This is a genomic window from Paenibacillus sp. NPDC058071 (genome assembly GCF_042885235.1).
Lineage (GTDB): Bacteria > Bacillota > Bacilli > Paenibacillales > Paenibacillaceae > Pristimantibacillus.
Genome location: NZ_JBHVSK010000001.1, coordinates 52655 through 67122, shown reverse-complemented (window position 1 = coordinate 67122; position 14468 = coordinate 52655). Strand labels below are relative to the sequence as shown.

Here is a 14468-nt window from a genome sequence, read left to right as displayed (position 1 = left end):
TCCTTGATGGAATTAGATAAAAAAATAAAAGCCCGGGAGAAACTCCAAAGCATATGAAATGCTCTGACAGATTCTCCCGGGCTTTTATCCCGCCGTGGACATCAACTCATGCTTAGCATGCAGCTAATGCGTTTTCTCTCGGACCAGCCAGCTGCAGTTACAGCCCGGAACCCTAGAAAACATAACTATTTTGTTTATGTTAGGAATAGTAACATGTGATTCTTGTTTTCGCAATAAAAATATTTTTTTGTCCCTTCACGCGTGATGCATTTATAAGAAGTCTTTCATTTTAGAGCCCAAAAAGAAACAAATGTTCTTATTTACAGGTTGGAGAACCCCTTGCTATAGTCGAGTTGTTCTTTATTGTGTTAGGTATTTTAACATTTTATTCTGAGTTGGATTGATTACGCACTGAAAAGAGGGGAACTGCATGTCCAATCAAAATGTTCTGAAACGGGATTTATCACTGTCGCATGTCGTCACGATGGGCCTGGCCTGGATGTCTCCGATGATTTTCTTCACCAGCTTCGGAGTTCTTCACGAGGGTTCGGGAGGAATGCTGCTTGCGGCTTACATGCTGGCTTTTACAGCGATTATTTTCACAGCCGCCAGCTATGGACAAATGGCTACCGCTTTTCCCGTGTCTGGATCCGCATATACTTACGTTTCCAAGGCAATGAACCCACTCGTCGGTTTTATAGTAGGCTGGGCGATATTGCTGGACTATTTGTTCTCCTGCATTGTAGCCGTGCTGATGTTCGGAATTAACTTGAGCGCCCAGTTCCCGGCCGTCCCCTCTTATGTTTGGATTTTATTATTGACGTTAATTATTATGGTCATTAATATCATTGGCATTAAAACATCGGCTAATATCAGTAAATTGTTCGTGTTGATGCAAATTATATTTATTAGCGGTTTTTGCGCTCTGCTCGTCTATAAAGCTGCCAACGGCGGCATTGCTGCAGGTATAAATCCTTTTGCCGTCAGCGAAGGCGTTTCCTGGACAGCTATTTTGGCTGGCGCATCGCTCGTATGCTTTTCCTTTTTAGGATTTGATTCTATTACGACAATGGCGGAGGAAACGAAGGAGCCGAAAAAAACAATTCCGCGCGCCATACTGATCATCGTTCTGACAGCTGGTTTGTTATATTTCGTGACCGCGTATTTGATTCAGCAAATATATCCAAGCTTCGCCTATGGCCATGTCGACTCGGCAGGTTATGAGCTTATGCAGGTAATAGGCGGCGGAACGCTTGCCGGCATTTTCACCTTCGTTATCATTTTTTCCATCCTCTCGCAAGGCATGTCCTCCATGACAACTGTTTCTCGCCTGCTGTTCGTCATGGGCCGCACCTCCCTGCTGCCGAAGAAATTCGCATCCGTTCATCCTAAATACCGCACTCCGGTATTCAATATCATTCTAGTATCGATTATCTCATTGTCCGCACTGTTTATCAGCCTGGAGATGGCAATCAAATTCGTGAGCTTCGGCGCATTAACGGCATTTTTATTCGTGAACCTATCCGTCATCTTCCACTATATCGTTCGCCAAAAACAGCGTACTCCTCGCGATTTGCTGCTTCGCCTCCTCTTCCCGCTAATTGGCGCCAGCTTTATCTTCTACTTGATCACGCAGCTGGACAAAGCCTCTCTGATGCTAGGTACGGGATGGATCGCAATCGGGCTGATTTACTATTCGTTGATTAAAGCAAGAGCCGCTGCCTTTCCTGAAGCCAAGGCGACGACGATATCGGAGAGCTGATGACGAGGGGAAATAGACGTTGTCGACTAATTGCTGAGGAGAGTAGGTTCGTCGTCTGATTGGTTTAGGGGTGTAATCTGGTTTATCCGATAGTTAGTTGACAGTCTGACAGTCTGATTGCTACAAGGAGTAAGGTTGGTGGTCTGACTATTGTAAGAATTCGCTTAAAAGGGGGCTCGACAACTTCATTTTAGACGAGTTTCTATTTCGCGGACTCGGCGACGGTGGACATGAAAGCGAATCACTAAAGGACACCTAGCTCCAATTGCCTGTCGTTAGCCCGCCAACGTGTATCCCAAGTAAATAACTGCAAAAAAGCAGTTATTTCACCTGATTTTGATAGAAATCAAGAAATAACTGCCATATTGCAGTTATTTGATGCGGAATATGTACATACGGCTTTTCAACTCTGGAAATAACTGCAAAAAGGAAGTTATTCCAAAATGATGGGCTTAATCTACAAAAATAACTGCAAAAAAGCAGTTATTTTTGTAGATTGTGTGCTACTGCGGTGCTTGGACTACTGTAGAGCATGAGCTACTGCGGTGCTTGAGCTACTGTAGAGCAAGGGCTACTGCGATGCTTGGGATACTGCGGTGCATAAGTTACTGCAATGCTTAGGCTACTGTGGTGCATAAGCTACTGCGGTGCTTGGGCTACTGTAGAGCAAGGGCTACTGCGATGCTTGGACTACTGTAGAGCAAGAGCTACTGTGGTGCATTGGCTACTGTAGAACATAAGTTACTGCGATGCTTGGATTACTGTAGAGCAAGAGCTACTGCGGTGCATGTACGCGATGTAATCGCTCATGTGACATATGGATAGTGAAACAGGCTGTCGAAAAAGTCTCGACAGCCTGTTTTGCTCAACTTAGGACGGGTCGCCGGACGAGCTCACGCTCGGCGAAACGCAAGCACGGCGTTCACGCCGCCGAAGCCGTACGAGTTGGAGACGGCCGCGTCGGCTCTGGTTACGCGGGGGAGTCGGGTAACCAAATCGATTTCCGCAGCCGGGTCGGGCTGGTCCAGATTCGTCGTCGGGGGCAGCCAGCCGTGACGAAGCGACAGCAGCGTAATGGCCGCTTCGATCGCGCCGGATGCACCGAGCGGATGGCCGTACAGCCCTTTCGTGCCGCTGACCGCGACCGGACGGCTGCCGAATACGTCGCGGATAACCTTAGACTCCGTCACATCGTTAAGCGGCGTCGAGGAGCCATGCGCATTCACGTAGCCGATATCGCTTGGCGATAGATCGGCGCTTGCCAGCGCCAGGCGCAATGCTCGCGCCGCCTGTTGCCCGGTCGGCAGCGGGGCGCTCATATGATGGGCGTCGTTCGTCAGCCCGAAACCTGACACTTCGCCGTAAATAGCCGCACCGCGCGCTTTGGCGTGATGCTCCGCTTCAATGACGAGCACAGAGGCTCCTTCGCCCATCACAAAGCCGTCGCGGTCCCGGTCGAACGGCCGGCTGGCCACGCCGGGCGTCTCGTTGCGCGTCGACATTGCCCGCAGCATGTCGAAGGCGCCGAAGCTTAACGGCGCAAGCGGAGCTTCGGATCCGCCGGCCAGCGCAATGTCCGCCTCGCCGCGCCGGATGGCCTGCATCGCCCGCCCAATAGCGACCGCTCCGGAAGCGCAGGACATCGCGTTCGTCTCGTTGACGCCTTGGAAGCCGAATTCCATCGCCAAGTTGCAGGAAGCTGCGCCGCCGAATACCGAGAAGCCGAGCGTCGGCGATACGGAACGATAACCGCCCCCATAGTAACGGCCGCACTGCTCCTCGGCGAATGCGATTCCCCCCAGTGCGCTGCCCATAAAAACGGCTGCCCGCTCCGGATCCACATCGATCGACGACAGACCGGCGTCGCGCAGCGCCAAGACGCCCCCGGCAACTGCCAGCTGCGAGTAGCGATCCATGCGGTGCGCCTGCTTCCTGTCCATGTAGCTCTCAGGAGCAAACCCTTCAATTTGCGCCGCGATTCGACTTCGCAGGCCTTGCGGGGTAAAGCGGTCGATCTCCTTTACCGCGCTCGCGCCCCGTTTCACGCCTTCCCATAGCTGCTCCACGCCAACGCCAATCGGCGTCACGCAGCCGATTCCGGTCACAACCGCCCTAACTTCACCACTACTCATTTCCCGCACGCCCCTTTCCTAATTCCGCCTGCAGCCGAAGCCCGTTAAGCGTTCGCTGCGCGATTACATAGACAAACCATGCGCCGATCAGCCGCGCAATGCGTCTTCGACCGAAAGGCGGCTCGTTCCATACATGCTTAATCGATACTTTGACCGACGATTCTCCTTCCGGAACAAGCCTCCACTCCACTTCCATCCCTTTCGTAACACCGCGAGTATGCGTATATAGCACTCGCCGGCCGGGTTCATCAACCTTCATTTCGCTTCGCCACCAGACTGGCCAATTGAAGAACGGGAATGGCCGTACTGCCGCCATCTCGACAACGCCGCCTTGCCTGCCGTTCCCTTCGTAAAAAAACGTGCTGCGGTAATGCGACAGCAGTTCCGGCCATTTCTCAACCTCACTAGCATACCGGAACGCGATCTCCGGCGAGCACCGCATCGTTGTTTCGTTATACGTGTACATTTGCGCATCCCACCCTTTCCATCCATTCCGTCCATTTCTTCAGGCTTAACGGCAATCACCTATGGTTCTCGCTAGTTTGCTTGTAAGCGCTGTGGAAGATCCGATTGCCGCAATAGCTCCCTGCCATAGCCACGGGTGCCTGCTCACCCGCTCGATCCATCGCTGTAGCCTTACCGCGCCGGCAAATTCGGCCGATCTCCGCTTGCTATATCGGACGAGCGGCTCGCCGCTCCCACCCGATAGCGCCTCCAGCAGCGCAGGGGCCGCCAGCTCCGCACTGCGCATCGCTCTGTAAATGCCTTGTCCCGTCAGAGGATCGAAATAGCCGGACGCATCTCCAACAAGAACAATCCCTTTCTTGCCTCCTTCCTTCACCGGCCGGTCGAACGGTCCACATGCCAGCACCTCTCCTTCCAACACGGCAAAGCGAAGTCGTACACTGAGCTCGTCGAAGCTCCTTGCTTCTTGAAGCAAACATTCCGCCTTACCGACTGCCGCAGCCCGCGCTGCCGCTTGCGGGGAGCGCATCGAAACGGTCACGTTCGCTTGCCCTGCGCCAATCGGCGCAATACCGACGACGCTGTCCCCGCGAATGAACAGCTCGACCTTATCGCTCAATCCTTCCATTCCGTTTACCCTTGCGGTCAGCGCCGCTTTGCGCAGCGGCCCGAATCGGCTGAGCGCGGCGCTCCGCGCTATCGCCGATCGAATGCCGTCCGCACCCGCAACGAATGTTGCGGAAATATGCTGCAATCGATTGTCGGAGCTTCGCGCCTCTACGCCTGACACTGCCCCATCCTCCCAGACAAGGCGCTCGACTCTTGTCCGGTCTTCGAACTGAACCCCCGCTAAGCAGGCTTGCTGGACGAGCCAATCGTCCAGCAAATCGCGGCGGCAGCCGATGCCGCGCAAGCCCGCCGGAAATTCGGCTTCAAGCGCAGCGGCAGCGCCCGATCCGCTTAATCGCCACCCACTCAACAACGTGTATGGAAACGGAAAAGGCAGCGCTCCAGCACCAGCTATCCCCCCAGCTTGGGGCGATCCGTTACTCCCCTCTTCCTCCGATAAATCAAACAGCCGCCGAAGCAGCTCGACGCCGCCCGGGTTGACTGACTCTCCGCACGGCTTTCTTCTCGGAAAGCGGGCTGCGTCTAGCATCAGTACCTTCACTCCTTGCAACGCCAGCTGGCGCGCCAAGACGCTGCCGGCCGGTCCGGCGCCAACCACGATTACGTCATACATGACCGTGACCTACCAGTGCAAGCCGACACGGAAAGTGCCGATATACGCGGCCGTTCACGCCCGAACGTTCGACTAACCGCCGAGCTTCCACTGCCGTAAACGACCGACGGACAGACAATGGACCGTCATGCTTTGTAATTGGGCTGCGCCATACAAAGGCCGCCAACAGCCGAGCGGCCGCATACGCGACGGGGTGCCGTTCCAGATCGGTGACGACCCAGCCGACGCGAGAAACGCGGCTCAGCTCGGAAAGAAGCTTCATCGCCTCATCGTCGTCCATGTGATGCAAAGCCAAATTGCTAAACGCGATATCAAAGCTTTTATCCCCAAAGGGCAGCGCTCTGCCGTCCGCCCGCACGATGCGAATATCTCGCTCCGCGGCCGTTCTCTTCTCCGCCAGCATCACGATATCCACACTGGAATCGATGCCGACGATCGATAATTCAACCCCTCTCTTTCGGCAGCGCCGCAGATAGGCGAGCGGAATATCCGCTAATCCCGTCCCGACATCCAGCAGACTGACTGGCCGCTTATCCTGGCCCGCCTGCTGCAGCAGGCGATCCAAGTGTGCAAACAAGGACGGGTTGCCGCCCAAGAATCGATTGACGTTCCATACTTCCTCCAAACTGGTTTCCAGCTCAGAAGGAGCAAGCAGCGACGCCTCTCCCTCATCAAGCCATTCCTTCGTCAGCACCCTGGTCATCTTCAGCCGCACCTCCACTTTTTGGTTATTGTTATTCTTTTCCATCTTTTTTATCCATCCCCGCAAAAATCCGATGGAAACATTTGCTTCGACAAGAAAAGCCATTTTTACGCAACATCTGACTTTCTACTGCGTCTATTAATCGTTAAGAGTTATATTGCAAGTTTTTGAGATTCCGGAAGGAGGAGATGGAGAAGCGTTATGAGGAGAAAATTAACGGCCGCCGTGCTCGTGCTGTTCGCCTTGCAATCGTTGATCTTGGCGCCTTACACGATGGCGGCCGGCGCAACCGCAAGCGGGGGAACGACGAAGTACCGCGTCTACCAGAACGACAAAGCGCTGCGGGAGTTCGTCACTGAGAATCAGGCAATCAATTATGCGAAAAGTTTTGAGTACAGTCATGTGGAGCTTATTACCGGAAGAACATGGGTGTGGGATAATTTCCCGCAGTTTAAGCTGTATCAAGGCAGCGTTTCATCGAACAAATGGGAATATCGAACGTATAAGGAGGCTCTTTCCGCTGCTTCCAAACTGTCGGGCGTACATATACGAGATTTAGAGAAGCCGGGCTGGGTCTATCAATCTTATCCGAAATACCAGCTTTATCAAGGCGACAACACATCAGAGAAATGGGGATTCACAACACTCGCTGCTGCCAAGAAAGAAGCGGCGAAGTGGAGCAACTCCCGCATTATGGAGCTCGCCTCCAACACTTGGGTGTGGGACAATATTTCCGAAGCTCAGAAAAAGAAATTGCGCACTGGCGCTGCCGTCTATGAAATTCGCAAAGACGGCGAGCCTGCTGAGGGCGCATCCGCTTACGCGTTTCTGCAGGACGCTATTAAGGCGTCCGCCGCAGTCGCAGGCAGCACGGTCTTCAATACGAAGACTGGAAAAACGGTTTATTCCAACGAAGAAGCTTACGAGGTTTGGCAAAGCGGAAAACCGGTCAAAGCCTTTATCTCGCTGGACAAAGCGGTGGCGTTCGCTAGCTATTACGCGAATTCCGACGTGATTTATAACGGTGAAGTACGATGGACGAGCGTCCCTTACCTCTCCGTCTATCAAGGCGACAAGAAGCTGAAAGGCTTCAATACTAGAAAAGCGGCCATCGACTATGCGAAAGGCTTCTCGAACAGCTCGGTGCAGACGTTAGACGGACGCAAGCTGTGGAGCAATACAAAAGCACTCATTCTGCTTGGCTGGAACGGTTCTTCGAACTCTTCTACGATTATGAGCCATGTCGCCAATACGCAAGGCCTCAATATCGATTCGCCGACCTGGTTTGAGCTCGCGGCTGCCGACGGCACGCTGAAGGACAGCTCCGACCCTACGGTCGTCTCGACGCTGAAAGAGCAAGGCATTCTCGTCATGCCGCTCGTACACAATCAGTTCAATAAAAAAATGACAACGGACTTTCTCGCCAATCCGCAAGCGCAGCAGTCGTTTATCACCAATTTGACCGACCGGCTTGTGTCGCTTGGGGTTTACGGCGTCAATCTCGATTTCGAGGAAGTCGCCGGAACGGATCGGGCGAACTATACCGCCTTCGTTAAAGCATTGGCAAAATCAGTTCAAAGCAAAGGCTTAAAGCTGTCGATCGATCTTCCGCGCGGCAGTACGAGCTGGAATCATCAGACCGCTTACGACCACGCCGCACTGGCTTCGATCGTTGATACCATCATTATTATGGCGTACGATCAACATTGGAGCGGAAGCCCAACAGCTGGCCCTGTTGCGGGACTTTCTTGGGTGGAACAAGGCGTCGAGCAATTTTTGTCGTACGGCATCCCTCGCGAGAAGCTGATGCTTGGCATTCCGTTCTACGTACGTGAGTGGAAAATAGACGGCGCCGGCAAGCTGATCAGCAACCGCGCCATTTATATGAAAGAGCTTCCGAAGCTCATTGCGGATACAGGTGCGACCGGCGAATACGATGCAACAGCAGGCACGACTAAGTATACGTATACGAAAGACGGTTTCACTTATGTATTCTGGACAGAGACGACCGAAACGGTGCTTGCTCGCCTCAAAATTGCCAAGAAGTACGATTTGGCTGGTATTGGCGCTTGGCGTCTCGGCTATGAAAGCTCGGACCTGTGGACTGCTATTCTACGAAACAAATAATGAACGGCAAAAAAGAGCGCTTCATCCTCCGTATTGGAGGGCGAAGCGCTCTTTTTTATTGCCTGTTAGGCGGATAGATCGTTATGTTCGTCTTTTGCATGCATTCTCTTTTGTTCCCATTTCTCGATCCAGCCGCCCACTCGTGTAAATAAAAAAGCGACCGCAATCGTAAATAGAACAATACCGTAAAATCCCGCTCCGATGCCGATGCCGACGCCGCCAGCAAAAAGAATCATCGCTGCCGAGGTTAAGCCCTTGACCTCGAAACCGGTCTTCATAATGAGACCTGCGCCCAAGAAACCGAGTCCAGTTACAATTTGAGCGGTCAAACGCATCGGATCCATCATAATCCGGTCGGAAATATGACCATAAATGACGACGCTCTCGATAGAGACGATCGTAATAAGTGCAGATGCTAACGTGACAAACGTATACGTTTTGACGCCGGCAGGCTTGTTTTTATGCGTTCGGTCGAAACCGATCAGCAGCCCCAGCGCAGCGCTTAAAAAAATGCGAAAATAAAATTCATATTGACCGAAAAATTCACTTATTGCATGGTCCATGTACTCGTTATCATCCCCGTTTGTTTGCGAATCTCCGTCAGCGTTTTAAGGCATAGACCGTCAAATCAAACGGCTGAACAGGAGCTTCTTTCTATTATATTACTATTGACGATCCAATTGTCCAAGTAATCGCCTTCCAATACACCCAGCTTATGCATCAGCAGCTTGACTGATTGCACGCCGAGTTCAGAGGGCTGCAAATCCATGCCAGAAAGAGGCGGCGTTACTTGATGCATCATCGACAAATCGCCGCAAATGACGAACAACGATATATCTTCCGGTACGCTCATACCGATATCCTTAATCGCATTCAACGCGCTCAAAGCGGTGCGGTCATCATCAGCGATGATCGCCGTCACTCGCTTTTCCAACGTGCCGAGGATGTGATAGGTTTCATCGTATCCGTATGTGATATACTTCTCTGAATGAATGTCCGGCTTATAATGGACCATATAATTCTCATAGTCGATGCCATGATCCTCCAGCGTCCGTATGAAAGCATCCGTCCGCTCGATGGAAACGGTCATCCGCTCCCCGGCGTTCAGAAACATAATGTTACGGTGGCCGAGCCCGATTAAATAATCGCAAATATCGCGTATGATTTGCTCATTGTCGTTATTGACCGTCAACACATTCTGAAGGCCTTCATTAATAATTTTACCGACCGTTACAAACGGCAGCTGATTCTGATGCAGCAGTTGAATCCGCTTGTCTTCTGCCGTCGGACCGAGCACGATTGCTCCGTCGATCGGATAGCTTGCCAGGGAAGGTGTCTTTACTTCTTCTGCGGCGATCATATCGAGGAGTACGCGGTAACCATAACGGGAAGCTTCCAATATAACACCATTAATAAATTGATTATGAAAGACACTGAAGAAAAAATTGCCGTGTGGAATGGTCAATCCGATTGCCATCGTTTTCTTGGTCACCAAGCTCCGTGCAATATGATTGGGCACATAATTTAATTCCTTCGAAATTCTCAGCACTTTCTCGGTCACTTTTTTGCTGGTCGGCCTCTTCTGGCTGAAAACGTTCGATACCGTTCCTTTCGACACGCCCGCCATGCGGGCAACATCGTCAATCTTCGCCATACTACCGTTCACAACTCCTCAAACCGTGTGTCAACGGCAAACGGGAAGCGATCCTCCTTGCGGATTGCCGATTCCCGTCGTCCGTTTATTTTCCCGGTTACATGCCTGCAGCGTCCTCAGTCGGTACGCCTTTCAACTGCAATTCCTCAGCGTAATGGCATGCTACAAAATGATTATAACCGATATCCCTTAAATCTGGTACTTCTTGGGTACATTTCTCCGTCCGATATCTGCAGCGCGGATGGAAATGGCAGCCGCTTGGAGGATTAGCCGGATTCGGCACCTCTCCCTCCAAAATGATCCGCTCCTTCTTCACTTCAGGATCAGGATGCGGAACGGCCGACATCAGCGCTTCCGTGTAAGGATGTCTCGGTTGTCCGAAAAGCGATTCGCTCGAGGCGAGCTCGACGATTCGGCCAAGGTGCATAACCGCCACGCGGTCGGAAATATTTTGCACGATCGAAAGATCGTGAGAGATGAAAATATACGTAATTTTGTATTGATCCTGCAAATCCTTCAGCAGGTTAATGATTTGCGCTTGGATCGATACGTCCAGGGCCGACACCGCTTCATCGCAAACAATCAATCTAGGTTGCGTGATAAGCGCTCTGGCAATGGCGATACGCTGACGCTGACCGCCTGAAAACGCATGCGGGAACCGCTTTAAGAAGCCGGCATTCAAGCCGGTCTTCTCGGCAATCTCGGTCACTTTCGCTTCGATCTCCGCCCGGCTCAGCTTAAAGTTGGCAATCAGCGGCTCGGCAATAATGTCGAATACGCTCATTCGCGGACTAAGCGAAGAATAGGGGTCCTGGAAAATCATCTGTATATCTTTGCGGTAAGTTTTTGTTTCCTTCTTATTCATTTGAAGGAAATTGACCTCTTCGCCGCCCTCCGCATGATAGATGACCTCACCGGAGGAGGCGCTTACGCCTCTGACGATACAGCGGCCGAGCGTCGTTTTGCCGCAGCCCGATTCGCCGACGATACTGAGCGTCTCCCCTTCCAGCAATTCGAACGAAATGTTGTTCAGTATTTGGACTTGTTTTGGCTTTTGAAACAAAGCTTTTTTGGATTTCACCTGAAAGCTTTTGTTCATTTTAGTCACTTGAAGTATAGGTTTGCTCATTTCGCTGCCGCTCCTTCCCCTTGGTCCGAGTACAGGAAGCATCTAACGGTATGATCGTCGGATACTTGCGTGTTTGGTACCGCTCTCGTGTTGCACACGCCTTCGATCCGATCTTTACAGCGATCATAGAAACCGCACATCGGCGGCATGTCGATCGGCAGCGGAACGGAGCCTTCAATGGAATCGAGCCGTTTGGTTTTGCCGCCGCCAAGCCTTGGCATCGACTTCATCAACCCTTTAGTATACGGATGCTTCGGATTGGCGAAAATTTCTTTTACCGGCGCTTGCTCTACGATTTTGCCCAAGTACATGACGGCAACTTCGTCACACATTTCCGCAATAATGCCGAGGTCATGCGTTACGAGCAGAATGGCCATGCCGTACTCCGCCTGGAGGCTCTTCATCAGCTCTAGAACCTGCGCTTGAATCGTTACGTCGAGCGCTGTTGTCGGTTCGTCCGCGATCAGTATTTCCGGGTTGCAGGACAGCGCCATCGAGATCATCGCGCGCTGCCTCATCCCGCCGGAAAACTCGTGCGGAAATTGATCAAATCGCTTCTCCTGGTCGGAAATGCCCACTTTCGCGAGCATTTCCAGCGCGATTTGCTTGGCTTTCTTTTTGTCCTTCGTTTGGTGGATGCGGATCGCTTCCACAATTTGATTGCCGATTGTATACATTGGCGAGAAAGCAGTCATCGGCTCTTGGAAGATCATCGAGATTTTGCGTCCCCGAATGGAGCGGATTTGCTTGCCCGTCGGCTTCAGCGACAACAGGTTCGTGCCGTTCAGCTCAGGCTCCGTTGGCGAATGATATTCAACATTCCCCGTCGTTACGCATTCCTTCGGATTGATGCTAATAATCGAGCGGCTGGTCAAACTCTTGCCGCAGCCCGATTCGCCGACCAGACCGAGTGTCTTGCCTTTATAAATATTAAAATCGACCCCGTCTACCGCGTTCATAATCCCATTATCCATTTTGATCTTGATTTTGAGATCTTTTACAGATAAGATGGGTTGCTCTTGCTGAGCAGCTTGAGTCATGCTAATCCCTCGCTTGCTTATGATTTAGTCGATTATAATCGATTATTTTTTGTATGGATCCGCAGCGTCGCGCATGCCGTCGCCAAGGAAGTTGAAAGCCAAAACCGTCAAGATGACTGCACCAAGCGGGATCAGTTTCCATGGATAAAGGGCAACGTTTTCAATTTTTTGGGCTTCTTGGAGCAATACGCCCCAGCTCGTTGCCGGCGAACGCACGCCGAGACCTAGAAAGCTCATCGCCGTTTCGCCAAGAATCATTGCTGGAATAGCTAGTGTAGTGGAAACAACCAAATAACTCATAAATCCTGGCAAAAGATGCTTCACGATTATTTTTGTATTGCCCACACCGGCGATTCTCGCCGCGACGATATAATCTTCGTTTTTAAGCGAAATAAATTTACCCCGTACTACACGGGCCAAGTCGGTCCAACCGATTAAGGCCATAATGATGACAATGTATAAATACATCGTAACGACCGGTATCCGCGGCGGAATGGCGGCCGATAAAGCCATCCACAAAGGCAGCGTCGGGAACGATCGAATGATTTCAATAATCCGTTGAATAAGCGAATCGATCCAGCCGCCGAAGTAGCCGGAAATGCCGCCGATCATCAAGCCGAGTACAAAGCTGATGCCAACGCCGACGAGCGGGATGCTTAGCGAGATTTGACTGCCGAGTACAATCCGGGAGAACATGTCGCGGCCCATGCCGTCCGTTCCGAGCAAGAAGATGCGGCCCGGCTGTTCTACGCCGAATAAATGAATATCCGTAGGGATGAGACCGAGAAATTTATACGACTCCCCTTTAACGAAAAATTGCAGTTTATACTTCTGACTAGTATCCGGCACGAAAATTTTGCGCATCGTTTCCGGGTCGCGTTCCGATTTCAATTCATAGACGAAAGGCTGAATATGAAACTTGCCGTCTGCATCGATGAAGCGAACACCCATTGGAGAAGCGTTTACATATTTACTGTCGTAGCTTTGCAGACTGTAAGGCGCGATAAACTGCGCGAGCAAGGCTACAAGGTAAAGCGTCGCTAAAATATACATGCTGAATCGGGCCAACTTATGTTTCTTGAACCTTTGATAGATCAACTTCCACTGCGAGCTGTAATCGGTATCCTTTAACGGAGCTCCGTTCAGCGCCAACTTTTGCGGTTTGAATAATGATAGTAGTGTTCTCATTGTTTACGATCCCCTGAACTCTGTACGGATTTTTGGATCAAGCCATGCGAGCAAGATGTCGGAAATGAGTGTTCCGAGTACGGTCAGCATTGCCATGAACAGCAGCCAAGATCCCGCCAGATACATGTCCTGACCAAGCAAGGCGTTGTGCATGACCGGCCCTTGAATCGGAAGATTGAGTACGATTGCTGTGATAGTCGCACCAGTAAAGATGGAAGAAAGCGACCAGCCCAGCGTACTGGCAATCGGGTTCAATGCGGCACGCGTCGGATATTTGAACAAAATGCGCATTTCCGACAAGCCTTTCGCTCTCGCCGTTACTACGTTCGGGCGGTTCAGTTCGTCGAGCATTTGTCCGCGCATAATCCGAATCAGATCAGCCGTACCGGAAAGACCAATAACGATAACCGGAATGATCATATGCTGCATGAGATCTTTCACCTTGTCCCAGGACCACGGCGCATTGACATACTCCGGCGAGAACAAGCCGAGCAGCGGATCGCCAAACCATTTGTAGGACAAGAACATTAGGAGAATCGCCAGAAGGAAGTTCGGTGTTGCCATGCCTATAAAGCTAATGCCGGAGAAGAAATAATCGCCCGCCGAATATTGCTTGACGGCGGTATAGATGCCTACCGGTATCGCAATGATGTAATGGAAGAGCATTGTGACGATCGAGACGACTAGCGTCAGTCCCATATACTGCTTAACGACATCGAGAACCGGCTTATTGTAATTGAACGAGAAGCCGAAGTCGCCCTGTACAATAATTTTCTTCATCCAAACGTAATATTGTTCGTAGATCGGACGATCCAGTCCGAGATTCGCCCGCATCTCATCCATCTCAGCCTGCGTCATAATGTCGCCGGAAGCGGACATTTTAGCCGAATACGACGAAACATAATCGCCTGGCGGCAGCTGGATAATGTAGAAGACGATGAACGAGATAATGAAAACAACCGGTATCGCCAACAAAATGCGCTTTAAAATGTATTGAAGCATCTCAATTTCTCTCCTCTGCAAAC

The 14468-nt window shown here is 51.4% G+C and carries 12 protein-coding genes and 1 riboswitch; of the genes, 2 read left to right on the top strand and 10 right to left on the bottom strand.

Annotation, left to right across the window (positions count from 1 at the left end; translation table 11 throughout):
- Window positions 1-71: 71 nt before the first annotated feature.
- Window positions 72-187: riboswitch (guanidine-I (ykkC/yxkD leader) on the bottom strand.
- Between the two features lie 243 nt (window positions 188-430).
- The gene (locus ACFVTB_RS00265; RefSeq protein ID WP_387743427.1) at window positions 431-1762 is read left to right on the top strand and encodes an APC family permease; all 1332 of its coding nucleotides are present in this window, start codon (window positions 431-433) and stop codon (window positions 1760-1762) included.
- 893 nt (window positions 1763-2655) lie between these two features.
- Here the strand turns inward: ACFVTB_RS00265 and ACFVTB_RS00260 are convergent.
- The 4 genes from ACFVTB_RS00260 to ACFVTB_RS00245 are packed head-to-tail and all read right to left on the bottom strand — an operon-like array spanning window position 2656 to window position 6350.
- Window positions 2656-3894: a beta-ketoacyl-[acyl-carrier-protein] synthase family protein gene (locus tag ACFVTB_RS00260; RefSeq protein ID WP_387743424.1), complete on the bottom strand. Its 1239-nt coding sequence runs from the start codon at window positions 3892-3894 to the stop codon at window positions 2656-2658.
- Window positions 3887-4360 carry an SRPBCC family protein gene (locus ACFVTB_RS00255; protein ID WP_387743422.1) on the bottom strand — a complete coding sequence of 158 codons (474 nt, stop codon included), beginning with the start codon at window positions 4358-4360 and terminating at the stop codon, window positions 3887-3889. The genes ACFVTB_RS00260 and ACFVTB_RS00255 overlap by 8 nt, the downstream gene beginning before the upstream one ends.
- Window positions 4361-4405: 45 nt before the next feature.
- On the bottom strand, window positions 4406-5602 hold the full coding sequence (locus ACFVTB_RS00250) for an FAD-dependent monooxygenase (protein WP_387743419.1): 1197 nt from the start codon (window positions 5600-5602) through the stop codon (window positions 4406-4408).
- Entirely contained in the window at window positions 5595-6350 is a 756-nt protein-coding gene (locus ACFVTB_RS00245) for a methyltransferase domain-containing protein (RefSeq protein ID WP_387743417.1), read from the bottom strand. Before ACFVTB_RS00245 ends, ACFVTB_RS00250 begins: the two co-directional genes overlap by 8 nt.
- 156 nt (window positions 6351-6506) lie before the next feature.
- Here ACFVTB_RS00245 and ACFVTB_RS00240 point away from each other — a divergent pair, with 156 nt between their 5' ends.
- Complete coding sequence (locus ACFVTB_RS00240) at window positions 6507-8432, top strand: glycosyl hydrolase family 18 protein (RefSeq protein ID WP_387743414.1); 1926 nt, start codon at window positions 6507-6509, stop codon at window positions 8430-8432.
- Window positions 8433-8497: 65 nt separating this feature from the next.
- Here the strand turns inward: ACFVTB_RS00240 and ACFVTB_RS00235 are convergent, their stop codons facing one another.
- The 6 genes from ACFVTB_RS00235 to ACFVTB_RS00210 form a co-directional block, all read right to left on the bottom strand.
- Complete coding sequence (locus ACFVTB_RS00235; RefSeq protein WP_387743412.1) at window positions 8498-8995, bottom strand: MgtC/SapB family protein; 498 nt, start codon at window positions 8993-8995, stop codon at window positions 8498-8500.
- A 65-nt stretch (window positions 8996-9060) separates the two neighbouring features.
- Window positions 9061-10086 (bottom strand): LacI family DNA-binding transcriptional regulator, encoded by a 1026-nt coding sequence (locus ACFVTB_RS00230; protein WP_387743409.1) that lies wholly within the window; start codon window positions 10084-10086, stop codon window positions 9061-9063.
- 97 nt (window positions 10087-10183) lie between these two features.
- On the bottom strand, window positions 10184-11215 hold the full coding sequence (locus tag ACFVTB_RS00225; protein ID WP_387743406.1) for an ABC transporter ATP-binding protein: 1032 nt from the start codon (window positions 11213-11215) through the stop codon (window positions 10184-10186).
- Complete coding sequence (locus ACFVTB_RS00220; RefSeq protein WP_387743403.1) at window positions 11212-12255, bottom strand: ABC transporter ATP-binding protein; 1044 nt, start codon at window positions 12253-12255, stop codon at window positions 11212-11214. The genes ACFVTB_RS00225 and ACFVTB_RS00220 overlap by 4 nt, the downstream gene beginning before the upstream one ends.
- A gap of 42 nt (window positions 12256-12297) precedes the next feature.
- On the bottom strand, window positions 12298-13443 hold the full coding sequence (locus ACFVTB_RS00215; RefSeq protein ID WP_387743401.1) for an ABC transporter permease: 1146 nt from the start codon (window positions 13441-13443) through the stop codon (window positions 12298-12300).
- 3 nt (window positions 13444-13446) lie between these two features.
- A complete protein-coding gene (locus tag ACFVTB_RS00210; protein WP_387743398.1) occupies window positions 13447-14445 on the bottom strand; it encodes an ABC transporter permease in 999 nt (332 codons plus the stop codon).
- Window positions 14446-14468 lie beyond the last annotated feature (23 nt).

What these genes read in the sequence shown, in the direction of transcription:
- ACFVTB_RS00265 (WP_387743427.1), top strand. Translation starts at nt 431, where the DNA reads ATGTCCAATCAAAATGTTCTGAAACGGGATTTATCACTGTCGCATGTC.
- ACFVTB_RS00260 (WP_387743424.1), bottom strand. Translation starts at nt 3,894, where the DNA reads ATGAGTAGTGGTGAAGTTAGGGCGGTTGTGACCGGAATCGGCTGCGTG.
- ACFVTB_RS00255 (WP_387743422.1), bottom strand. Translation starts at nt 4,360, where the DNA reads ATGTACACGTATAACGAAACAACGATGCGGTGCTCGCCGGAGATCGCG.
- ACFVTB_RS00250 (WP_387743419.1), bottom strand. Translation starts at nt 5,602, where the DNA reads ATGTATGACGTAATCGTGGTTGGCGCCGGACCGGCCGGCAGCGTCTTG.
- ACFVTB_RS00245 (WP_387743417.1), bottom strand. Translation starts at nt 6,350, where the DNA reads ATGGAAAAGAATAACAATAACCAAAAAGTGGAGGTGCGGCTGAAGATG.
- ACFVTB_RS00240 (WP_387743414.1), top strand. Translation starts at nt 6,507, where the DNA reads ATGAGGAGAAAATTAACGGCCGCCGTGCTCGTGCTGTTCGCCTTGCAA.
- ACFVTB_RS00235 (WP_387743412.1), bottom strand. Translation starts at nt 8,995, where the DNA reads ATGGACCATGCAATAAGTGAATTTTTCGGTCAATATGAATTTTATTTT.
- ACFVTB_RS00230 (WP_387743409.1), bottom strand. Translation starts at nt 10,086, where the DNA reads ATGGCGAAGATTGACGATGTTGCCCGCATGGCGGGCGTGTCGAAAGGA.
- ACFVTB_RS00225 (WP_387743406.1), bottom strand. Translation starts at nt 11,215, where the DNA reads ATGAGCAAACCTATACTTCAAGTGACTAAAATGAACAAAAGCTTTCAG.
- ACFVTB_RS00220 (WP_387743403.1), bottom strand. Translation starts at nt 12,255, where the DNA reads ATGACTCAAGCTGCTCAGCAAGAGCAACCCATCTTATCTGTAAAAGAT.
- ACFVTB_RS00215 (WP_387743401.1), bottom strand. Translation starts at nt 13,443, where the DNA reads ATGAGAACACTACTATCATTATTCAAACCGCAAAAGTTGGCGCTGAAC.
- ACFVTB_RS00210 (WP_387743398.1), bottom strand. Translation starts at nt 14,445, where the DNA reads ATGCTTCAATACATTTTAAAGCGCATTTTGTTGGCGATACCGGTTGTT.